Annotated in this window: 17 protein-coding genes and 1 pseudogene; 7 read left to right on the plus strand and 11 right to left on the minus strand. The window is 68.1% G+C overall.

The window, feature by feature from the left end; translation table 11 throughout:
* Positions 1–41: 41 nt before the first annotated feature.
* Complete coding sequence (locus ABZS64_RS20970) at positions 42–1091, minus strand: multicopper oxidase domain-containing protein (RefSeq protein WP_355831541.1); 1050 nt, start codon at positions 1089–1091, stop codon at positions 42–44.
* A gap of 208 nt (positions 1092–1299) precedes the next feature.
* Between ABZS64_RS20970 and ABZS64_RS20975 the strand changes: the two genes are divergently transcribed.
* On the plus strand, positions 1300–3783 hold the full coding sequence (locus ABZS64_RS20975; protein WP_355831544.1) for a ThuA domain-containing protein: 2484 nt from the start codon (positions 1300–1302) through the stop codon (positions 3781–3783).
* Between the two features lie 56 nt (positions 3784–3839).
* Positions 3840–5996, plus strand: coding sequence for a family 16 glycoside hydrolase (locus ABZS64_RS20980; protein ID WP_355831655.1), 2157 nt, complete (start codon positions 3840–3842; stop codon positions 5994–5996).
* A 56-nt stretch (positions 5997–6052) separates the two neighbouring features.
* On the opposite strand, the gene ligD is transcribed toward ABZS64_RS20980, so the two are convergent.
* On the minus strand, positions 6053–7066 hold the full coding sequence (ligD, locus tag ABZS64_RS20985; protein ID WP_355831546.1) for a non-homologous end-joining DNA ligase: 1014 nt from the start codon (positions 7064–7066) through the stop codon (positions 6053–6055).
* 52 nt (positions 7067–7118) lie between these two features.
* Here ligD and ABZS64_RS20990 point away from each other — a divergent pair, with 52 nt between their 5' ends.
* Positions 7119–8180 (plus strand): ATP-dependent DNA ligase, encoded by a 1062-nt coding sequence (locus tag ABZS64_RS20990; RefSeq protein ID WP_355831549.1) that lies wholly within the window; start codon positions 7119–7121, stop codon positions 8178–8180.
* A 6-nt stretch (positions 8181–8186) separates the two neighbouring features.
* Here ABZS64_RS20990 and ABZS64_RS20995 read toward each other — a convergent pair.
* Positions 8187–8951 (minus strand): annotated as a pseudogene (locus tag ABZS64_RS20995) (AMP-binding protein); the annotation flags it as partial.
* A 218-nt stretch (positions 8952–9169) separates the two neighbouring features.
* Here ABZS64_RS20995 and ABZS64_RS21000 point away from each other — a divergent pair.
* Positions 9170–9427, plus strand: a complete 258-nt coding sequence (locus ABZS64_RS21000; RefSeq protein WP_355831552.1) for a hypothetical protein — start codon at positions 9170–9172, stop codon at positions 9425–9427.
* 50 nt (positions 9428–9477) lie between these two features.
* Here the strand turns inward: ABZS64_RS21000 and ABZS64_RS21005 are convergent, their stop codons facing one another.
* The gene (locus ABZS64_RS21005) at positions 9478–10434 is read right to left on the minus strand and encodes a helix-turn-helix domain-containing protein (protein ID WP_355831658.1); all 957 of its coding nucleotides are present in this window, start codon (positions 10432–10434) and stop codon (positions 9478–9480) included.
* A gap of 199 nt (positions 10435–10633) precedes the next feature.
* Between ABZS64_RS21005 and ABZS64_RS21010 the strand changes: the two genes are divergently transcribed.
* Positions 10634–11296, plus strand: coding sequence for a DJ-1/PfpI family protein (locus tag ABZS64_RS21010; RefSeq protein WP_355831554.1), 663 nt, complete (start codon positions 10634–10636; stop codon positions 11294–11296).
* Positions 11293–11739 carry a hypothetical protein gene (locus ABZS64_RS21015; protein ID WP_355831557.1) on the plus strand — a complete coding sequence of 149 codons (447 nt, stop codon included), beginning with the start codon at positions 11293–11295 and terminating at the stop codon, positions 11737–11739. The genes ABZS64_RS21010 and ABZS64_RS21015 overlap by 4 nt, the downstream gene beginning before the upstream one ends.
* Positions 11740–11801: 62 nt before the next feature.
* On the opposite strand, the gene ABZS64_RS21020 is transcribed toward ABZS64_RS21015, so the two are convergent.
* Positions 11802–12236 (minus strand): YchJ family protein, encoded by a 435-nt coding sequence (locus ABZS64_RS21020; protein WP_355831560.1) that lies wholly within the window; start codon positions 12234–12236, stop codon positions 11802–11804.
* 115 nt (positions 12237–12351) lie between these two features.
* Between ABZS64_RS21020 and ABZS64_RS21025 the strand changes: the two genes are divergently transcribed.
* Positions 12352–14136, plus strand: a complete 1785-nt coding sequence (locus ABZS64_RS21025; RefSeq protein ID WP_355831562.1) for an FAD-dependent oxidoreductase — start codon at positions 12352–12354, stop codon at positions 14134–14136.
* Positions 14137–14362: 226 nt separating this feature from the next.
* Here ABZS64_RS21025 and ABZS64_RS21030 read toward each other — a convergent pair whose 3' ends face one another.
* Genes ABZS64_RS21030 through ABZS64_RS21055 form a run of 6 tightly spaced genes read right to left on the minus strand, consistent with a single transcriptional unit; the run spans position 14363 to position 22725 of the window.
* Positions 14363–16174, minus strand: a complete 1812-nt coding sequence (locus ABZS64_RS21030) for an alpha-L-fucosidase (protein WP_355831564.1) — start codon at positions 16172–16174, stop codon at positions 14363–14365.
* The gene (locus ABZS64_RS21035; protein WP_355831566.1) at positions 16171–17598 is read right to left on the minus strand and encodes a glycoside hydrolase family 28 protein; all 1428 of its coding nucleotides are present in this window, start codon (positions 17596–17598) and stop codon (positions 16171–16173) included. The genes ABZS64_RS21030 and ABZS64_RS21035 overlap by 4 nt, the downstream gene beginning before the upstream one ends.
* Before the next feature lie 5 nt (positions 17599–17603).
* On the minus strand, positions 17604–19436 hold the full coding sequence (locus tag ABZS64_RS21040) for a hypothetical protein (RefSeq protein WP_355831568.1): 1833 nt from the start codon (positions 19434–19436) through the stop codon (positions 17604–17606).
* Positions 19433–20878 carry a glycoside hydrolase family 28 protein gene (locus tag ABZS64_RS21045; protein ID WP_355831571.1) on the minus strand — a complete coding sequence of 482 codons (1446 nt, stop codon included), beginning with the start codon at positions 20876–20878 and terminating at the stop codon, positions 19433–19435. Before ABZS64_RS21045 ends, ABZS64_RS21040 begins: the two co-directional genes overlap by 4 nt.
* A gap of 48 nt (positions 20879–20926) precedes the next feature.
* Positions 20927–21826, minus strand: coding sequence for an ABC transporter permease subunit (locus tag ABZS64_RS21050; RefSeq protein ID WP_355831573.1), 900 nt, complete (start codon positions 21824–21826; stop codon positions 20927–20929).
* Entirely contained in the window at positions 21826–22725 is a 900-nt protein-coding gene (locus ABZS64_RS21055) for a sugar ABC transporter permease (protein WP_355831576.1), read from the minus strand. Before ABZS64_RS21055 ends, ABZS64_RS21050 begins: the two co-directional genes overlap by 1 nt.
* Between the last annotated feature and the right edge of the window lie 74 nt (positions 22726–22799).

Raw genomic sequence — 22799 nt, forward strand, 5'->3', positions numbered from 1 at the left:
CGGTCCCGATGACCGGACGGGCCCACAGCGGCACCCAGCTGCTAGTGACTGTGCCCGCCCGCCCCGGCCGCCCCCGCCGCCGACTTCACCCCGGCCGCGGACTTCGCGCCCGCCGCCGCACCCTCCGCATGGTGCGGCTCGTACCCCGGGATCGTGCCGTCCGGCTTCGCCACCAGGAACAGGCCGGCCATGCCCATGTCGGAGTGGCTCTGGACGTGGCAGTGATACATCCACGCCCCCGCCCCCACGCTCTCGCCCGCGACGACCTGGAAGCCGAACGAGTCCGCCGGGCCCGTGATCTTGTTGTCGATCACCCGGCTGACATCGGCCGGGCCGTCCAGCAGGCCCGTCCTGTTGTCCGCCCAGCGGTGACCGTGCATATGGAACGTGTGGTAGTACTCGCCGTGCGTGATCATGATGATCTCGACGCGATCGCCCACCGTGGCCTGGAAGTTGGGGCTCGCGCCGGCGGGCTTGTTGTTGATCGTCATGTCATTGAAGACGATCGTGAACTGCTTGTCGGGGAGGATGTCGCCCTTCCTGCGGACCACCACCGGACCGTAGAGCCCCTTGCGGATGCCGCCCGTTCCATGGTCCGTGCCCACCACGTGGTCGTGGTAGTGCCAGTAGCCCGCGCTGCCCGGACGCCAGGTTCCGTCCGCACGCTTGCCGGGGGCATGCGTGCGCCAGGTGTACGTGCGCGTGGCGCCCGGCTCGACATGGCTCTTGCTCATCCGGGTGCCGTCGTTGGCGATGTCGTAGTCCACACCGTGCGCGTGCAGACTGACCGGCACGTCCATGGTGTTCTCGAACTCGATGTGCAGGGTGTCGCCCTCGATCAGCTCGATGAGCGGGCCGGGAATCGACGCCTTCCCCTTCTCCAGGCCGTAGCCCATCTGACCGTCCGCCAACTTCTCGGCGTACAGCGTGAGATGGCGTATCTGGCCGCCGGCCGGGGCAGTCCTCGGTGCGCCCTCCGCCGATGTCGCGCTGGTCGCGCTCTGGGCCGAGGCCAGGGACAACGATGTCACACCCGTCGCCGCGACCGCGCTCCCCGCCAGCAGTCGCCGGTTGAAGCTCCGTCTGTCCATGCCGAACTCTCCAGTTCTGTACGGAGATTGACGGGGCACAGGCGTGGCACAGGTGCCCCCGGGGACGGCCACACGGTAGCGGGGGGATCTTCGTTTATCCACACCCAGGACAAAGTTCGTGCCATTGCGGTCTTACCTATTGGCGAACCACGAAAAGGCGTCTAGTTTCCAAGGCTGTTGTTGTGACCAAAGAGGGGTGGGTGACCACATGCAGCGCGCACCACATCACAGGTCGAGATCCCGAAGAAGCGTTCTGGCGGCGGCCCTTGGGGTCGGCGCACTGACCGTTTCCCTGCTCGGCGGCGGCAATGTCGCCTCGGCCAGGACCTATCCGGAACCGCCGTCGACAACGTTGTCCTTACCATCTCCGCCCGGCGGCCAGAATGTGAGGGTTCTCGTCTTCCACGCCTCGGCCACCGCGGAGTCGCCGACCGTCGACGCCGGAATCGCGGCGATCGAGACGATCGGCCAGACCGGGCCCGCCGCGGGCCGGTTCAAGACCGAGGCCACGGACGACGCCTCCGTCTTCACCAATGCCACCAGGCTCGGCAAGTACAACGCGGTCGTCTTTCTGACCGGCGGCGGCGATGTGCTCGACCCCGAGCAGGAGGCCGGGCTCGAGTCGTATCTGGAGGCCGGCGGAGGCTTCGTCGGCATTCATGACGCGGCACGCACCGAGCCGTACTCCGACTGGTTCACCGGGCTGATCGGTGCCCGACCGACCGGCGCACCGAGCACGGTGCAGCGCGCGGTCGTCGAGGTCGGCGACCGCCGGCATCCGGCCACCTCGTCGCTTCCGCTGCAGTGGAAGCGGCCCGACAAGTGGTTCAACTGGGCGGTGAACCCCTCCGGCAGCGTGCACACCGTGGCCCGCGTCAAGGAGATCTCGTACAAGCCCGCCACCGGCGCCAACGGCTGGGACCACCCCATCTCCTGGTGCCGTGACTACGACGGCGGCCGCTCCTTCTACACCGGCATGGGCGGTACGGTCGACAGCTTCGCCGAGACCGACTTCCGCCAGCATCTGCGCGGCGCGCTCGCCTGGACCACCCGCCTCTCGCGCGCCGACTGCAAGGCCACCATCAACGCCAATTACACCGCCGAGCGCGTCACCCAGCCGAACCAGCCCGGGCAGAACGACCAGATCGGCGAGCCGCACGGCCTGGTCACCGCCCCCGACGGGCGGGTGGTCTACATCGGGCGCGGCGGCGCCGACTCCAGCAAGCCCGTCGTCACCGACTGGAACAACCCCGACATCGGCAAGGGCCAGGGCGAGATCCATGTCTATGACCCGAAGACCAAGAAGGTCACCCTCGCCGGATCGCTCACCGTCTTCGGCAACAAGGGCGGCGGCGATGAGCTGATCAAGGTCGAGGAAGGGCTGCTCGGTATCGAGCTGGATCCCGGCTTCATGACCAACGGCTGGGTGTATCTGCACTACACACCGCACTCGCAGATCAACCGCGACACACACATGGCCGAGCGGCGCGTCTCGCGCTTCACGCTCGACCTGGCCACCGACAAGCTGGATCTCGCCTCGGAGAAGGTCCTGCTCAAGTGGCCGGTACAGGTCCACAGTTGCTGCCATGCGGGCGGCGGTATGGCGTGGGACTCCAAGGAGAATCTCTATATCGCCACCGGTGACAACAACTCCTCCGGTTTCAGCGGCGGTTACTCCGGCAACAACCCGCAGCCCAACTTCAAGGGTGTGTCCTTCGCGGACGCGCGCCGCACCGCCGGAAACACCAACAACCTCAACGGCAAGATCCTGCGGATCCACCCCGAGGACGACGGGACGTACACGCTTCCGGCGGGGAATCTCTTCACGGGTCAGGAGCCGGACGAGGGCGGCGGCAAGACCCGCGGCGAGATCTATGTGATGGGCGTGCGCAACCCGGCGCGCATCTTCGTCGACAAGTCGACGGACATTCTGTACGCGGGCTGGGTGGGCCCCGACGCGGGCGCCCCGTCGACGACCTGGGGCCCGGCGAAGTACGACACGTTCTCCGCCATCACCAAGGCGGGCAACCACGGCTGGCCGTACTGCATGGGCAACAAGCAGCCCTACCGCGACCGCAATCTGCCCGATCCGGGCAAGCCGCTCGGCTGGTACAACTGCGACGCCCCGAAGAACGAGTCCCCGAACAACGACGGCCTGGTCAATCTGCCGCCGATCACCTCCAACACCATCTGGTACTCGCCGCAGGGCGGCGGCGTGGACTATCCGCGCGACGCCAACGGCATCCCGAGCTACAAGGTGGAGGAGCAGAAGATCCTCATGCCGTGGCTCAAGGGCGGCGGCCAGGCGACCATGAACGGCCCGGTCTACCGCTACGACGCGGCGAGCACCAGCAAGGACAAGTGGCCGTCGTACTGGGACGGGAAGTGGTTCGTCGGTGACTTCTACGACGGCGACCAGCCGCGGCACGCGGTGCTGACCGACCCCAAGACCGTCGGCAAGGGCGGGATTCCGGTGCACGCCGAATCCCTGAAGAAGATCATCCCGGTCGGGACGGACGGCATCCGCAACCTCATGGACTGGAAGTTCGCTCCGGACGGCTCGCTCTACGTCCTGGACTACGGCCGCGGATTCTTCACCTCCGACGCCAAGTCGGCCCTGTGGCACATCACGTACAAGGGCGGCGAGCCGACGCCGTCCGCCGACAAGCTGGCACGGAAGGCGGCGCAGTGAGACAGGTGAAACACAGAACGGCGAGTTTCTGGACGGCCCTGCTGGCCGCGCTGACGATGGTCCTGGGCATGACGTCCGCGGTCGCCTACGGGCAGAGCGGCACCCAGGCAGGCAGCCAGGCCGCCGACCAGGTCCTGACCTGGACGGCCGGCGACTCGATCGAGAAGTACGCGTCCTTCCCCACCACGGCGGTGGCGGGCAGGGCGACGATCGTGTTCGAGAACAGCACGGCGACCGGCAACACCACCGGTATGCCGCACACGCTGACCTTCGACGTCTCCGATCCCGAGTACAACCACGACGTACCGCTGAACATCCTCGCCAACCCCAATGACGACCAGGGCGGCAAGCACACCGCCGAGGTCACCCTCACCCCCGGCCGGTACTTGTTCCACTGCACCATCCCCGGCCATGGCGCCATGCAGGGCATCCTGACCGTCACCGAGGGCGGCGGCCAGGACACCACGGCGCCGGAGACATCCGCGAAGGTCGACGGTGACAAGAACGCCGACGGCGCGTACGTGGGCCAGGCCACCGTGACCGTGTCGGCGACCGACGCGGGTTCGGGCGTGGACAAAACGGAGTACGCGGTCGGGGCCGACGGTCCCTGGCAGCCGTACACCGCGCCGGTCGTGGTCAACGAAGTCGGCACCCACAAGATCCGCTACCGGGCCAGTGACAAGGCGGGCAACGTCGCCGCGGAGAAGGCGGTCGACTTCGCGGTCGTCGCCCCGCCGACCGACGACAAGACCCCGCCTGAGACCTCGGCGACGGTCAGTGGCGAGAAGAACGAGCAGGGCCAGTACCTGGGCATGGCCACGGTCACCGTGACCGCGTCCGACACCGGCTCGGGCGTCAACACCATCGAGTACGCGATCGGCGCGAGTGGTGCCTGGCAGCCGTACACCGCCCCGGTGATGGTGCACGAGGTCGGCACGCACAAGGTCCGCTACAAGGCGACCGACAAGGCGGGCAACGCAGCCCCGGAGAAGTCCGTGGACTTCACCGTCGTCACACCGCCCGCCCAGGACAAGACTCCGCCGCAGACCTCGGCGGCGGTGAGCGGTCAGCAGAACTCCGACGGCGCGTACATCACCAGCGCCAAGGTGACCGTCACGGCGACCGACGCGGACTCGGGGGTCGACAAGGTCGAGTACTCCCTCGACGGCGGTCCCTATCTCGCGTACACCACACCCGTCATCGTCGACCGGGTCGGCTTCCACACCGTCCTGCACCGGGCCACCGACAAGGCGGGCAACACATCGGACGCGCAGAAGGTGTCGTTCACGATCGCGGAGGGCGGCGGAGTTCCCGCGCCCAACTGCCCCGAGTTCGACGAGCGGTTGACGGTGATCGTCGGCACGGTCGACACAGGTGTGCCCAACCGCATCACCCGCAGTCGCTGCACCATCAACGAGCTGATCGAGGACGAGAAGGACTGGTCATCCCACGCGCTGTTCCTCAAGCACGTGGACAAGGTCCTCGACCAGTTGCTCGCCGACGGCGTCATCGACCAGCGCGAGCACAAGAAGATCTACAAGGCGGCCAAGCAGTCCGGCATCGGCACGCCGGGCCAGAACACCGGCTACCGCGATCTGTTCGACGGCACGCAGGCGTCGTTCAGCAAGTGGCAGCACGTGGGCGGCGGTTCGTTCGCACTCAACCCCGACGGCTCGATGACCAGCGGCACCACCAAGAGCGGCCTGGGCATGCTGTGGTTCCCGCAGCGGCAGTACGGGGACTTCTCGCTGAAGCTCCAGTGGCGGGACGACGCGCCGGGCACCGGCAACGCCAACAGCGGTGTGTTCGTTCGCTTCCCGTACGTCCACGACAACCCCGAGGAGCCCAGGCCCGAGTGGGTCGCCATCAAGTACGGCCACGAGGTCCAGGTTCTGGACCGGCCGGACGGGGACATGTACAAGACCGGCTCGATCTACGGCTTCGACCGGGTGGGCCTCGGCGGTGCGGGTGTGACGCCGAAGGGCACCTGGAACGACTACGAGATCCGGGTGGTCGACCAGCACTACTCGGTCTACCGCAACGGCGTGCTGATCAATGAGTTCGACAATGTCGGCGGCCAGGAGTTCGTCCCGCCGCGGGGCGACGACCCGGGCACCGACGGCCGGCGGTACTCCTCCGGCTATGTCGGGCTCCAGGTCCACAGCACGACGGATGTGATCTCCTACCGCAACATCCGCGTCAAGGAGCTGTAGTACGAAGCTGCGGTACGAAAGCTCGGAACGAAACCGGAGGGCCCGGTACGGCACGCTCAGGCGTCGTCGTGCCGGGCCCTGCTCGGCTGCACACGCTTCGGCTCGCCCGGCATCTTCGGATACTCCGGCGGGTAGGGCAGATCGCCGAGCCCGTGGTCCGCCTCGTCCTTGCGGGCCACCTCCAGCAGGGTCTCCAGGCTGAACCGGTGGTCGTCCATGTCCGCGTGCACATCGCCCACCTCGGCGTACCGGGTCGGCATCGTCCTGATGTCGAAGTCCAGCGGCACGGCGTCGTCGATCTCCTCCCAGCGCAGCGGCGCCGAGACCGGCGCGTGCGGGCGGGGCCGGACGGAGTAGGCGGAGGCGATGGTGCGGTCCCGGGCGGTCTGGTTGTAGTCGACGAAGATCCGCTCGCCGCGCTCCTCCTTCCACCACTTGATGGTCACCTGGTCCGGCATACGGCGCTCCAGCTGCCGGCCCACCGCGATCGCGGCACGCCGGACCTGGGTGAAGGTCCAGCGCGGTTCGATCGGTACGAAGACATGGATGCCGCGTCCGCCGGACGTCTTGGGCCAGCCGCGCAGACCGGCCTCGTCCAGTACGGCACGCAGTTCATGGGCGGCGCGCACGGCGTCGGCGTAGTCGGTTCCGGGCTGCGGGTCGAGGTCGATGCGCAGCTCGTCGGGGTGGTCGGTGTCGTCGCGGCGTACGGGCCAGGGGTGGAAGGTGACGGCTCCGAGGTTGGCGGCCCACAGCACGGCCGCCGGTTCTGTCGGGCACATCTCGTCCGCGGACCTGCCGCTGGGGAAGGTGATGTGGGCGGTCGGGATCCAGTCCGGCAGGTATTTGGGGGCGCGCTTCTGGAAGAAGGACTCGCCGGTCACCCCGTCGGGGTAGCGCTCCAGGGTGGTGGGCCGGTCGCGGAGGGCGCGGGTGATGCCGTCGCCGACGGTGAGGTAGTAGCGGACCATGTCCAGCTTGGTGTAGCCGTGCTCGGGGAAATAGATCTTGTCGGGATTGGACACGCGTACGGTCCGTTCCCCCACTTCCAGTTCCATCGCTCCGGCCATGCCCGCCAGCGTAGGCCGTGCCGAGTTTCCGCGCATACCGGACAATCGCCGTATGGATCTGCCTGTGATGCCGCCCGTGAAGCCGATGCTGGCCAAGTCCGTCAAGAAGATCCCGCCGGGTATGCAGTACGAGGCCAAGTGGGACGGCTTCCGGGCGATCGTCCACCGCGACGGCGACGAGCTGGTGATCGGCTCCAGGACCGGTAAGCCCCTCACCCGCTACTTCCCCGAGCTGGCCGCCGATCTACTGGCCAACCTCCCGGACCGCTGTGTCGTCGACGGCGAGATCGTCATCGCCCACGAGGGGCGCCTGGACTTCGACAAGCTCACCGAGCGCATCCACCCGGCCGATTCCCGGGTGCGGATGCTCGCCGAGCAGACACCCGCGAGCTTCGTCGCCTTCGATCTGCTCGCGCTCGGTGACGAGGCCCTGCTGGACGCGCCGCTCTCGGTGCGGCGGACCACGCTGGCCGCCGCGCTGGCCGATGCCGTACCGCCCGTCCATCTCGCGCCCGCCACGACCGACGCAGCGCTGGCGCAGGAGTGGTTCGAGCGGTACGAGGGCGCGGGCCTCGACGGGATCGTCGCCAAGCCGCTCGATCTGCCGTACCGGCCGGACGCCCGGCTGATGTTCAAGATCAAGCACGAGCGCACGGCGGATGTTGTCGTGGCGGGCTACCGCTTCCACAAGAGCGGCCCGATCGTCGGCTCGCTGCTCCTCGGTCTCCACGACGACTCGGGGGCGCTGCAGCATGTCGGTGTCTGCGCCGCGTTCTCCATGAAGCGGCGCGAGGAGCTGATCGAGGAGCTGGAGGCGCTGCGCATGGATCCGCCCGACGGCCATCCGTGGGCGGCATGGGCGGAGGAGAGCGCCCATGAGGGCGCCCGGCTGCCCGGCGCGCAGAGCCGCTGGACGGGCAAGAAGGATCTGTCGTGGGTGGCGCTTCGGCCGGAGCGGGTCGTCGAGGTCGCGTACGACCACATGGAGGGCGACCGGTTCCGGCACACCGCGCAGTTCCGCCGGTGGCGGCCGGACCGTGAGCCCGCCGACTGCACCTACGCGCAGTTGGAGGAGCCGGTGCGCTACGACCTGTCCGAGGTGCTCTCAACCTGACGTTCGCTGGCCGGTGACTGCCTGGAAGACGGGGTGGAGCAGTTCCACGGTGTTGGCGGCCTCGGCGTGCAGATTGGCGTGCGTGAGCACACAGCCCTTGGGCTTACCTGTGGTGCCCGAGGTGTAGCAGATGGTGGCGATGGTGTCGGGGGTGAGCGCGGCCCGCCGTTTGATCACCTCTTCGTCGGCCACCTCCCGTCCCGATGCGACGAGTTGATCAAGGGCGCCGTCGTCGATGCGCCAGACGAGCGGCGGCTCGGACAGCCCGTGCGCGGCCGTCGCGACCGCCTCGGCGTGCTCTTCGCCCTCGGCGATCAGGTGGCGTGCACCACAGTCCCGCAAGATCCATTCGATCTGATCGGGCGACGAAGTGGCGTAGATCGGCACGCTCTGCCCGCCCGCCGCCCAGACGGCGAAGTCCAGCACGGTCCACTCGTACCTGGTCCGGGACATGATCGCGACCCGGCCGCCGGGTTCGAGGCCCGTGATGATCAACCCCTTGGCCACAGCGGTCACTTCGGCCGCGAAGGCGCTCGCGGTGACGGGCCGCCACTGTCCGTCGTCGCCCTTGCGCCTGAGGACGGCCGATTGGGGTGCCTCGTCGGCGTTCGCGTAAGGTATGTCGGCGGTGCTGCCTGAGGCGGCCGGCCGTGCGAGTCGCGCAGTGCGCGCTTCGCGCACGACACCGTTGTCCCTGACGATGTCGACTGGGACACGGTGGGCGAGATCGCCGCGCCGTTTCGCCCCCTTCAGATCCTTGCGTACGCCCATGGTCGGCTCCTGTTCGCGGCTCGCGGGCGGGGAGTTGACGGGACCTCAGCACTTACTCGGGAGTCAACTTACTCCCGCGTAATGAGAAATCAACGGGTGATCCGAAACGGTTGCCGCACAGAGACATCCCCGACGACGAACACGGAAGCGCGTCCGGTACGTATGAAGGGTGGGCGCCGGCCACCGGCGCCCGACGGAGAAGAAGAGAAGGACTACACGTGATCGCGTCACCGCTCGTTCCCGTCCCGATCCCGGACGGCGTCGCCGTGCTGATCGGTTCCTGCATGCCGATCCACGTACTGCAGGCAGAGGTCGACGCCGAGTGCGCCGTACGCGAGGTGAACCGGTTCCGGATGCCCCTGTGCACCGAGGACCGGGCGGACCGTGAGCACGCGCTGTCCACGCTGGCGCAGGCCAACAAGATACTGGGGGCCTACAACCCGCGGCTCATCATCAAGCCGGGACGCGGCTTCTGACGTCACCGGGGTCGTGGTGGGCGTGGGCTCCGCCCCCAGACCCCTGCGCCTCAAACGCGGGCGGGGCTTGAATTGAAAGCGCGGCGGTACGCGTGGGGGCTCGTGCCGACCTGGCGTTTGAAGCGGTCGCGGAAGGCCGTCGGTGAGCCGAAGCCGACCTGGGCCGCGATCCTGTCCACCGAATGCGCCGTCGTCTCCAGCAGGTACTGCGCCTGACGGATACGCGCCCGGTGCAGCCACTGCAGCGGCGTGGTCGCCGTCTGCTCGCGGAAGCGGCGGTTGAGGGTGCGGGTGCTCATGCCCGCCTGTGCGGCGATCTCACCGAGGGTGAGTTCGCGACGGGCGTTCTCCTCCATCCAGCGCAGCAGAGGTTCCAGCGTCGCGCCGTCCGGGCTCGGGGGCTGTTCGTGGACGATGAACTGCGCCTGCCCGCCCTCGCGTTCGAGCGGCATGACCGAGAGGCGTGCCGCGTCCGCAGCCACTGCCGAGCCATGGTCACGGCGGATCATGTGCAGACAGAGATCGAGTCCGGCGGCGGCACCTGCCGAGGTCAGGAACTGGCCGTTGTCGACGTAGAGCACATCGGGGTCCACATCGACCTCGGGGTGCAGATCGGCGAGCGCGGCCGCGCCGAGCCAGTGGGTGGTCGCCCGCAGCCCGTCGAGCAGGCCGGTGGCCGCGAACACGAAGGCGCCGGTGCAGATCGACGCGATCCGGGTGCCGCGGGCGGCCGCCGCGCGCAGGGCATCCAGTACGCCGGACGGGACCGGCACGGCCGGGTCGGCACAGCCGGGCAGGATGATCGTGTCGGCCTCCGGGAGCGCGTCGAGGCCCCAGGGCGCGCGCAGCGTGAACGCGCCCGCGTCGACCTCCTCGGACGGGGCGCAGACACGGACCCGGTAGGCGGCCCGGCCGTCGGGCAGCCGGGTGCGGGAGAACACCTCCAGCGGGGTGGACAGGTCGAAGGCGATGACCCCGTCCAGAGCGAGTACGGCCACGGTGTGCATGGCCATAACCTAAGCGCTCCCCGGTTTCCGGCCAAGGACTCTTTGGCAGCAATCGGCTGCCGTCAGCGCACGTCACGGCCCTGGCGAGAATCCGTTGCAAGGTGGCATTCATGCCACTGTCCTGGCTCCCCGGCGCTCCATAGCGTCGGTCCGGCGGCCCACCGGAGGCCGCACCTCCCGAGACAAGGACTGGTGCCGGATGCTCGCCCAGATCGTGCTGTTCGACGGCTTCGACCCGTTGGACGTCATCGCCCCGTACGAAGTGCTCACCGCCGGCGGCATGGTCGCCGGCGGCGCGCTCACCGTCGAGCTCGTCTCCGCCGAGGGCGCGCGCGAGGTGCCCAGCGGCATGGGCCTGCTGTCGCTTCGGGCCGCCCGTGTGCTGGACCCCGAGCGCGCGGACCTGGTTGTGGTGCCGGGCGCCGCCGGGCGTATCTCGGACGACGGTGGCGATGACACCGTCCCGGCGATCCTCGGCCGGAGTCTGGACACTCCGCTGCCCGGCCTGCTCAAGGCCGCCTGCGAGCGGCCGGAGCTGATCATGAGCACGGTGTGCGGCGGCTCCATGGTGCTCGCGATGGCGGGGCTCATCGGGGACCGCCGTGCCACCACCCATCACATGGGCCTGGACGCGCTGGCCGCGGCCGGGGTCCACGCGATCGAGGCACGGGTCGTCGACGACGGCGATCTGGTGACCGGCGCGGGCGTCACATCGGGTCTTGATCTCGCGCTCTATCTGCTGGAACGGGAGCTCGGGCCCCGTATCGCGCACGAGGTCGAGAAGCTCTTCTCCCATGAGCGCCGCGGCACGGTCTGGAGTGCCCGCGGCACCGTTCCCCGCCTCGAAGGTCTGCCGGCGTGACCAAGTTCCTGCTCATCGTCCATGTCCTGGCCGCGATCATCGCGATCGGCCCGGTGACCGTCGCCGCGAGCGCGTTTCCCGCAGCCGTCCGCCGTGCGGTGGCCGAGCCCGGGAGCGAGCAGGCGCTCGGAGCCGTACGCAATCTGCACCGCATCTGCCGTGTGTACGCGGTCGTCGGTGTCGTCGTACCCGTCTTCGGTCTCGCGACCGCCAACAGCCTCCATGTCCTCGGCGACACCTGGCTGATCGTCTCGATCGTGCTGACCGCCCTGGCCGCCGGTGTTCTCGGGCTGCTGGTGCTGCCGGGTCAGAGCGCGGTCCTGGAGGATCTCGGCTCGGGCGCCTCCGCCCGGCTCGCCATGTTCACCGGGGTGTTCAACCTGCTGTGGGCGACGGTGACGGTGCTGATGATCGTGCGCCCCGGATCCACCACGGGGGCCTGACCGGGGCAGGTACAGGTGCCTCGGCCTGAGCGACGCTCCGTCCCGGGCGGCGGAGCGCTCGCTCACTCCAGGAAGACGCCGTCCACATACACCCAGGCGCCGCCGTGCCGCTCGAAGGAGCTGCGCTCGTGCAGCTCGCCGCGCTTTCCGTGGTGGCGGTAGCGGGCGCGGAAAGTGACGGTGCCGGACGAGTGGAAGGGGCTGCCGTCCTTGGTGTCCAGGATCTCCAGGCCCGCCCAGTGCATCCCGGGGTCGATCTCGAAGTGGCGCGGCCGGGTCGAGGGATGCCATGTACGCCGGAGATACGTCTCGTTCTGGGCGACGAAGGCGCTGTAGCGGGAGCGCATCAGCAGCTCTGCGGTGGGGGCGACGGCCTCGCCCGAGTGGAAGCGGCCGCAGCACTCCCCATAGGTGGCGGGCAGCCCGCAGGGGCAGGGCGAGGTGTCGGTGAGGGCGGGCGCGGGATCGCGCTTGGAGCCGGAGCTGCGTCGGGACATGACTCCATTTTCCAGCCATTGAACGAATGGGCCCACGTGTGGCTTCCGGCTCGTGGGGGATCTCCGTATGCTCCTGCGCCGGACGCGACAGTTACCGCGGGTAAGGGGGATGGGGATGGATCGGATGGGCAGCACACGACGCACCTTCATGGCGGGGGCCGCAGCAGTCGGCGGCACGGCCGCACTGGGCTCGACGGGCACAGCGTCGGCCGCCGGAGGGACGACCGTCGACGGCACCGCGGCCGCGCCCTCCGTCGCCGTACTCGGCGGCGGAGTCGCCGGACTCACCGCCGCGCACGAGCTGGCCGAACGAGGCTTCCGGGTCACCGTCTACGAACGCAGGGCGCTCGGCGGCAAGGCCCGCAGCATGGACGTCCCGGGCAGCGCCAAGGGCGGCCGCCGCCCGCTGCCCGCCGAGCACGGCTTCCGCTTCATCCCCGGCATCTACCACAATCTGCCGGACACGATGAGGCGCATCCCCTTCCCCGGAAACGCCAACGGCGTCTGGGACAACCTGGTCGCGCCGCCGGAGATGTCCTTCGCCCGCACCGGGCGGGAGGACTTACGGATCCCGCTCCCCTGGCCGGGACACAAGCCGGCCGACCTCACCCTCGACGAGATCCGCCGCGCACTGACCGGCGCGCTGGACACGCTCAAAGGCATCCCCGCCCATGAGACGGCGTACTTCGTGAACCGGGGTCTGGTCTTCCTCACCAGCTGCGACGAGCGGCGCGACGAGGCGTGGGAGAGCACGCCCTGGTGGGAGTTCATCCGGGCCGAGCAGATGAGTTACGACTACCAGCGCGTCCTTGCCGTCGGGCTGACCCGGAACATCGTCGCGACGAAGGCCGAGGAGGCCAGCACCCGTACGGTCGCCACCCTCCTTGAGGCCTTTGTCTTCAACGCACTGGGCCGGGGCGCGGACGGACCCCTCGACCGGATCCTCAACGCCCCCACCAATGAGGCCTGGATCGATCCGTGGGTGGAGCATCTGACCACACTGGGCGTGGAGTTCAGGATCGGCTGGACGGTACGGGAGGTGAAGTACGGCGGCGGGCGGGTCACGACAGCGGTGATCGAGGACCCGCAGGGGTCACGCCAGTCCGTGACCGCCGACCACTACGTCTCCGCGATGCCGGTGGAACACGCACGCCGGACCTGGGGCCCCGAACTGCGCGCGGCCGACCCTCAGTTGGTGCGGTGCGACAAGCTGGAGACGGACTGGATGACGGGCATTCAGTTCTATCTGACCGAGAAGGCCCCGCTGCTGCACGGCCACCTCAACTGCATCGACTCCCCCTGGTCCCTGACGGCGATTCAGCAGGCGGATCACTGGCCGTCCCGCGACTTCCCCGCCGACTACGGCGACGGCGTCGCGGTGGACTGCCTGTCGGTGGACATCTCCGAATGGGACAGGCCCGGGATCCTGTACGGCAAGACCGCCAAGCAGTGCACCCGTACCGAGGTCGCCAGAGAGGTGTGGGCCCAGCTGAAGGCGGCCGTCAACGACACGGGCGCGACGATCCTCAAGGACAGCGCACTGCACTCCTGGTTCCTGGACCCGGGTGTGGACGGCATCGGCACCCCCAACCCGACCAATCAGGACGAGCTCCTGATCCACCCGGTCGGCACCTTCCACAACCGCCCCCACGCCGCCACCAGGATCCCCAACTTCTTCCTGGCCGGGGACTACGTCGCCGTCGACATCGACCTGGCGACGATGGAGGGCGCGAACGCGTCGGCCCGTGCGGCGGTCAACGCCCTGCTGGACAAGACCGGTTCGCCGGCGGCCCGCTGCACGGTGAAGCCGCTCTTCCGCGCTCCGGAGATCGAGCTGATGAAGAGGCACGACCGCACCCGCTACCGGCTGGGGCTGCGGAACGCCTTCGACCTGGGGTGAGCGCCGCTCACAGCCTGACCGCCTCGACGATCCGCCGCAGGAACTGTCTCGTACGCTCCTGCCGCGGATCGCCTTCGGTACCAGGCGGCGGAGAGGCGGAGCCGGGACGTGAGGTGCATGCCGGGACTGACAGTGGGCAGGTCAGTCTGTCGAGATCTGCGATCACATGAAATCCGGACGGCCGGTGTGCCCGGGACCCACACCCGGGCACACCGGCACCGCCCCCTCAGTGGTGGCCGTGGCTGCGTGGGTAGGCGTACCCCACCTGGATCTCGTCGATCTGCAGCTGCTTGTAGAACCGAGGCACGGTCTCCTTCGACCAAGTGCTGTCGACGTCCAGCCTGATGTAGCGCGCCCGGACCCCGAGGTCGAGGAAGCGGGTCCCGCGGGCGCTCTCCAGGACGCCTGCCTTCACCTGGCGCCAGGTCGCGCCGTCGTTGCTCACCGAGACCGTGTAGTCCTTGATACGGGCGGAGTCCTCGGCCCTGCCGAAGGTCTCCCTGTTGTAGGTGGGCGACCACTCACGCTGGTTGATCGCCAGGTACTGCGCCTTCCTGACCTTGCCGAGGTCCAGGGTCAGTGCCACAGGAAGGGCGCCCTTGTTGTCGTAGTACGTCGTGAAGTCGCCGTCGGCGATCGCCGGTTCGCTCGCCTTGACCGATCCCGTCGGGTAGACGCCTTCGCGGTGACGGGCGGTGTCGACGCTGAAGACCGTGTCGTACGGGTCCCAGGCGCTGATGCCCTTGATGGTGAGGCTGCCGCCCTGCTGCTCGAACCGCATGGGCTTGCCGGTCCGCAGACCGGTGACGCGCTTGACGCGGTAGCCGTTGTCGCGGATCTTCACCTCGTCACCGCTCGTCGGCCGGGTGGTGACATGGACGTACTGACGTGTCCGGTCGGCCTTGCTGATCGTGAGATAGCCGTACGCCCCGTCGTTCCAGGCGCCGGGCTGCATCCCGCCGTACATGTAGCCGCCGCCCTCGACTCCGGAGAGCGACTTCCAGATCGGCGGGAGATAGTCCTTCATGAAGTCGGTGAACTTCTGCTGCTGGGGCGGGAGTTTGCCGTCGACCATGGCGGTGAGGTCCATCAGCGACTTGATGGAGGTTCCGGCGTTGGCGACATAGCGGCCGACGTTGAGTCCCGTGGTGACGGGCCTGTCCTGGCCGTCGTACCACCAGGAGCCGGAGTCGGGGACCTTGTAGCAGGACTCCGTCAGCCGCGGCATCGGGGTCCAGATCGCCGACGGCTGGTCGTACGACGGTGTCATGCCGGTCTTCTGCTCGTGGGACACCATGTCCATGATCGGGGTGTCCTCATTGTTGTTGCTGAGCGTCATGTCCGGGCGCTTCTCCCGGATCTGCTCATAGAGCTTGTGGTCTTCCCAGTACGCGTTGTCGTTGTCGATCCAGAACCCGGACAGCTTCGGGTAGTTGGCCATGACCTCGAAGAAGTTGTCGTAGGAGAATTCACCGAAGCCCGGGCGCTGGGTGAGGTCGACGTCGCGGCCCTTGTAGGCGGAGTAGGCCTGGGAGTCGAGCGTCTCGAAGCCCTGCTCCTTGTGCCACTGCGGGTCGTCGGTCATATAGAGGATGACCTTGAGCCCCTTGGCGTTCGCGGCCTTGATGAGCTCACCCAAGATATCGCGTTCGGTGGAGCAGCTGCCGGGGATCTTGGACGGCCAGGGGCGGGCGTAGCCGAGGCGGGAGTGGAAGGTCGCGAGGACGATATAGCTCGCCTTGAGCTTCTTCGCCTCGTCGACCCAGTAGTCCGCGCTCCAGCCGCCGTCGGTGACGGCCTGCTCCCACTCCTTGCAGTCCTGGTGGATGGGGCGGGTGAACATGCCCCAGTGCAGGAAGAGTCCGGCGGTGGCATTGCGCAGCATGGCCTCGCGCGGCGGGTGGGCGGCAGGCGAAGCCTGGGCCGCTTCCGCTACCGGCTCGGGCGCCGGCTGCGCGGCGGAGGGGGCCGACAGCAGCAGCCCGAACAGCAGGGAGAGGACCGCAGTCCAGCCCACCCAGACGGTGCGGCGTCTCATGGGTACGTCACCTCGGTTCCGTTGACGAAGACCTTGCGGATGGTCAAGTCCCGTGCGGGACCGATGATGTTGGGATTGGCCATATTGGTGAATTCGCAGCGCTCGATGTGCACGCCGACGAAGGGATCGGACTCCAGGCCCTCGAGGTTGATGGCGCGCCGGGCGCCGTCGTGGACCATGTCCTCGACCTTGATGTTGCGGATGACCGCGGGCAGGTCGCCTTCCTGGTTGCTGTAGCGGGTGGTGAGGTAGATGCAGTCCCGGTCGATGGCGCGGCCGGTGAATCTCCTGACGTACACACCGTCGATATAGCCGCCGCGTTTCTTGTTGGTCTTGATGAAGACCGGGTGGCGGGGGTTGAACCGGCCGGGGAAGTCGAGCGGATTGATCCGGCAGTCCTCGGCGAACACGTTGCGTACGCCGCCGGACATCTCGCTGCCGACGGCGATGCCGCCCCACCGGCCGGAGAAGACGCAGTCGCGTACGACGATGTTCTCGCTGGGCACGCCGACCCGCTGTCCGTCCTCGTCGCGGCCGGACTTGACGGCGATGGAGTCGTCCTCGGTGTGGAATCGGCAGCCGGTGATCAGGACGTCGGAGCAGCATTCGGGGTCCACGCCGTCGCTGTTGTTGATCCGGCCGATGACGTCGACGTCCTTGAGCGTCACATTGCGGCAGAGCACCGGATGGATGGACCACATCGGCGGCTCCAGGACGGTGACGTCCTGGAAGAGGATGTTGCGGCACTTGTAGAACTGGATCATGTTGGGCCGCAGATGGTGCCCCGCGCCGAAGACGCGCTCCTCGACGGGCACGCCCTCGCTGCCCATGCGGCGAAGCTCCGCCTGGTCGATCAGGGCGTTGCCGCCAGGATCGCGCCAGCTCTTCCAGGGACCGGCCATGCCCTGGCCGTCGAGGGTTCCCTTGCCCGTGATGGCGAGGTTCTTCTGCCCGTGGGCGTAGATGAAGGACGAGTAGTTGTAGCACTCGGTGCCTTCCCAGCGGGTGAGCACCACCGGCAGATAGTCGGCCGGGTCCATGGAGAACAGGACCGTGGCCCCCTCCTCGAGATGCAGGTCCACATTGCTGCGCATATGGATGGCGCCGGTGAGGAAACGGCCGGGCGGCACGATCACTCTGCCGCCGCCCGCCTTGCTGCAGGCCTTGATCGCGGCACGGAACGCCTCGGTGTTCTTGGTGACGCCGTCACCGACCGCTCCGTAGCGGGTGATGTCGAAGCACCGCCGCGGAAACCGGGGCGGGCGGATACGGGCGAGGATCTGCGGGACCTTGTCCCAGGGGTCGCGGGCGAGCCCGTTCACGGTGGCCTCGGCCGCCGCGACCGTCTCGGCGGAGATCGCCGTCGGGAGGAGGGTGGCAGCGGCGACGGTACCCGCGTACGAGAAGAAGCTTCGTCTGCGCACGGATGTCACCTCTCGGTCTTCGGGCGGGGTACGGCGATCAGGTCGTAGCGGTCCCAGCCCTGTGAAATGCGGGTGTAGTACTTGTCCGCCTCGGCCGCGTCACGGATCCAGTCCCACTCGCCGCTCGCGGCCTTGTCGGGATAGGCGCGCATCTCGTCGGCGATCTTCTTCGACTGGTCGAGCCCGCTCCAGATCAGCCGCTTCATCGGCTCCGTCTGCTCCTGCGGTCCCAGGACGTAGACGCGGTAGCCGAAGTAGGCGGTGGTGATGGCGAGATGGAGCCGGGCGGTGAGCAGGGTCCGCTCGAAGTAGGCGTTCAGCTGCCGGTAGTCGGCCGCGGACAGATCGGGCTCGGCCCGCTGGATGTCCCGCAGCGCGGCCCGCGCCAGCTGCACTCCGTACGCCTTCTCCTTGAGCACATACCGCAGGTACTCGCGGTTCATCGTGTTCTTGTCGGTGAGCCAGCCGTTCTCCAGGACGTACGGGTTCTCGCGTTTCATCGTGGCCGAGGTCTTGCAGTAGGCCGGTCCGAGATGCTCGACGACCCCGGTCCAGAAGTGGAACTTCTTGTTGACCATGTGGCGTACATACGTCACGGGGGGGTCGATCCACTTGCCGGAGATGCTGCGGTCATAGCTGGAGCAGTACGGGTCGTAGTCCAGGCGCGAGTGGTTGGCGTTGTTGGTGCCGAGCGTGTAGAGCGTCGAGGTGACGATGTCGTACGACCTGGCGAGCGCGGCGGCCACCTTGGGCGCCGCCTTCTTCCCATACGTACGCGCGGCGAATGCGCGGTACATGTCCTCGGGCCGGGCCCGGCGGTCCTGGTCGGCGCGTGCCAGTGCGTAGAGGTTGATCTCGGTGGGCGTGCCGATGATCCGCGACTCCTTGTAGCGGTCGGTGCGCGCCACATAGCCGATGACATTCGGCTGTTTCTGGAAGTACCGCATCCGGTTGACGTGTTCCTCGGTGAACGCGTTCGCGATCTTCCCCTGGCCGTTGTACTCACCGGTGGTGTCGTACTCGACGAGCACCGGGCGCTTGATGCGGGTGACGGTCGTGTCGACGGGGTGGGTGAGGAAGAAGTCGTGCGGCTGGGCCTTGATCATGACCCGGGCGGCCTTGTTGGTGACCAGGTCGATGGCCTTGATGGTGCGTTCCATCTCCTGCGGGAAGTAGCCGAAGGTCCGCAGATAGAGATTGAGTCCGCGCTCCTCGTTGACCACGTCGGCGACCTGGTCGACGAGATACGCGAGCTTGGCCTCCTCGGTCGTGAGCTTGGCGGAGTACTGCCGCTCCACGCGCGCCCCGGTTTCGATGAAGGTCAGGACGACCGCGTCGACGTCCGGGACCAGGTCGAGCATCTGCCGGTAGTCGTCCCGGAACCACGCCCAGAAGGCGGGTTTGTCGAGGTCGATGGTGCCGCCGGGTCCGGTGCGGAATTCGGCCGGGTAGTAGTCCAGGCTGTAGAGCGCGTGGTCCCAGATGGCGACCTCGCCGATGCCCGCCTTGTGGGCGGCGGCGGTGATGCGGTTGGCCTGGACGCGCTTCTTCTCCTCGCGCACCTCCCGCAGGTCGTGCACGATCTCGTGGCTGATCTGGAGGTGGTTGATGTGGTACTTCGGGGCTGCGGCGATCACTTCGTCGGCGCCCTGATCGCTGTCGGAGAGGATGGTCCAGCCGCGGACGGGGGATGCCGATCCGCTGTCCGGTTGCGGTCGGTCCTTGGCGCCGACCGGCGATATGGCACCGACGGGCTGGGCGGCGCCGGCGAGCGCGAGACAGAGCACCGCGAGCAGGGTCAGCCAGCGCCTCAGGATCGGCATTGCGATCATGCTCATGACACCTCACTTCCATTGACGGTGACCTTGTGGAAGGTCAGGTCGTCGGTGAAGGCGATGGTGTCCGGGCCGCGTACGCCGGTGAACGTGCAGTGGGAGAGATGGACTCCGCGCAGCCGGTCCGTCTCCAGGCCCACCAGATTGAGGACCGCGCGGGCACCGTCGATCTCCATCTCGGAGAGATGGACATTGCTGACGGAGACAGGCAGGGTGCCGCCCTCGCCGCCGTTGTAGTTCATATTGACGAAGGCGACTTCCCGCTCCACTGCGCGCCCGGTGAATTTCCGTACGTACACGCCGTCGATGAAGCTGCCGCGCTTCTTGCTCGCCTTGACGTAGAGCGGATACTTCACGGGGTAATGGCCGGGGAAATCAAGGGGGTTGACGCGGCACCGCTCGGCGAAGACGTTCCGTACACCGCCGGACATCTCACTGCCGACTGTGATACCGCCCCAGCGGCCGGAGAAGTCACAGTCCTGGACGACGATGTTCTCGCTCGGCACACCGACCCGGTGACCGTCCTCGTCCCGGCCGGACTTCACGGCGATGCAGTCGTCATTGGTGTTGAAGCGGCAGCCGGTGATGTGGACATGGCTGGACGACTCGGGGTCGCAGCCGTCGGTGTTGTAGAGGATGCTCTCCACGCTGATGTTGCGCACCGTCACATTGGTGGACAGGACCGGATGCACGGTCCACATCGGTGGATCGACAATGGTCAGATCGCTGACGAGCACATTGCGGCAGCGGTTGAACTGCACCATCTTGGGCCGCAGATAGTGTCCGGCGCCGAAGACGCGGTCCTTGACCGGGACGCCGGTTGAGCCCATCTGGCGCAGCAGCTTCTGGTCGGGGCCCTGCAGGCCGCTGGTGCGGTACCAGCTCTCCCAGGGGCCGAGGCGGGCCTGGCCGTCGAGGATGCCGTGGCCGGTGACGCCGACGTTCTCCTGCCCGTAGGCGTAGATGAAGGGCGAGTAGTTGTAGCACTCGGTGCCCTCCCAGCGGGTGAGCACGGCGGGCAGGAAGTCGGCCGGATCGGGGCTGAAGGCGAGGGTGGCGTCCTCGCCGACATGCAGGTCGACATTGCTGCGCAGATGGATCGCGCCGGTGAGGAAACGGCCCGGCGGGACCACCACATGGCCCCCGCCGGCCCGGTGGCAGGCGGCGATGGCCGCGCGGATGGCGGCGGTGTTCTTCGTCAGACCGTCCCTGACCGCGCCGTAGTCGGTGATGTCGAAGCATCGTCGGCGGAACCGCGGTGGGCGGATCCTGGCGAGAATGCGCGGGACCTGTCTCCAGCTGTCTTGGGACAGGTCCTGGGGCGCGTCATGGGATGCGGCGTTGGCGGGGGCGGTCGCGAGCGCGGGCAGCAGGGTGCCCGCGGCCAGCAGGCCGCCGGTCTTGAGGGCCGAGCGGCGCGAGGGGGTCCAGCGGTGCGGATGCATGGCACTTCACCTCTCCGTCAGGGGGTGGGGAAAGGGGCGCGAACGGGGTCAGTGGCCGGTCCGGTCCTCCTTCACACGGGTCACCAGTTGCGTCGGGTTCACAAAGCGCAGCGCGATCACGAGCAGCACCAGCATCGACAGCGTGTACATCACGGCCATCGCGTCGATGGACTGCTGGGTGCGGATGCCTGCGGAGAACACCGCGTAGTAGAGGGCCACGATCAGCGTCTGGCTGTCGGGGCCGGCGGTGAGGAAGGTCAGCTCGAACATGCCGACCGTGCGGACCAGGACGAGTACGGACGCGGCGAGGATTCCCGGCCCCAGCAGCGGCGCGAGGATGCGCAGCAGGACAGCCCTCGTCCCGGCCCCGCACATCCGGGCGGCGGCCTCGATCCGTGGATCGATCTGCTCGATGAACGGCGTCATCGTCAGCACCACGAAAGGCACCGAGGGCACCAGGTTGGCCAGCACCACTCCGGTGAGCGTGCCGGCCAGCTGGAACTTGTAGAGCACGGTCGCGAGCGGAATGCCGTAGGTGATGGGCGGCACCAGGATCGGCAGCAGGAAGAGGAGCAGCACCAGCCGTTTGCCGGGGAAGTCGCGCCGGGCGAGTGCGTACGCGGCCGGGACACCGACGAGCACCGAGATGCCGACGACGAGTACGGAGGCGAGGGCCGTGGTCCAGAACACCTGGCCGAGCGAGAACTCCCGCCAGGCCGATCCGTACCACTTCGTCGTCCAGCCGTCGGGCAGCCAACTGGTGAACCAGCGGGTGCCGAAGGAGTCGACCAGCGGTACGCCGATGACTCCGGCGAGGTTGATGAAGAAGAAGCCGAAGACGAGAGCGGTCATCCACGTGACGGGACGGCCGAAGCGGTGCTTCCTGCGCCCGGTGTCCGCGGGCGCGGGCGCGGCGAGTTGATCGCGTGAGCCCAGGACGTCGGCCATCAGCCCTTGCCTCCCGTGGAGCCGCGGTACAGCATCGAGCGCCAGGCCAGCACCAGCACGACGACCGCCATCATCACCGCGGCCATCACCATGGCGATCGCGGAGCCGAGGGAGTAGTCGAACTTCTGGAAGGCCGCCTGGTACGCCTCGATGGAGATCACATGCGTACTCCCCCGCGGATCGCCGACGAGCTGCGCCGACGGAAAGACCGCGAAGGCCAGGACGAACGAGAGGCAGAAGGTGATCGCGAGCCCCGGGGCGAGCAGCGGCAGCATCACATGACGGAAACGCTGCCGCCGGTTCGCCCCGAGCGTGGCCGCCGCCTGCTCGAGGCTTGGGTCGATACCGGTGAGATAGGAGAGCGTGAGCAGATAGGAGAAGGGGAAGCCGGTGATCACCAGTGAGGCGAACACGCCCCAGTAGTTGTGCACGAGATTGAGCGGCTCGTCGATGATGCCGATGCCCAACAGCGCTTTGTTCAGCCAGCCGTTGGGGCCGAGGTAGCCGAGCAGGCCCTCCGCGGTGAGGACGGTGCCGAGCGTGATCGGCATGACGAGGAGCGTGGTGATCAGCCGTCGGCCGCGGAAGGGGCCGCGGGTGCGGAAGGCGACGGGGACGGCGGCAAGGCAGTTCACCAGGGCGACGGGGACGGCCAGTTCGAGGGTGATCCAGATCGTCTCGCGCAGATACGGATCGGAGAAGAACTCGCGGTAGTTGGCGAGGGGGCCGCCGCCGTCCTGCGGCTGGAAGGAGAGCTGGAGGCCGTAGAGGAAGGGATAACAGAAGAGGAGTACGAGAAAGAGGGCGCCCGGGGCGAGAAGAATCAGGGTCCGGTCGACCCCGCGCTCGGCGAGCCGATGCCGCAGGGCGGGCCGGGCGGCGGTGGGTGGGGTACTCACTGCGTCACCCCCAACGGCCGGGCGACCGAGCAGGGGTGGGGATGGACGGGCTCGCCCCCACGGCCGAGCCCGTC

This window comes from Streptomyces sp. NPDC005408 (assembly GCF_040606445.1).
Classification (GTDB): Bacteria; Actinomycetota; Actinomycetes; order Streptomycetales; family Streptomycetaceae; genus Streptomyces.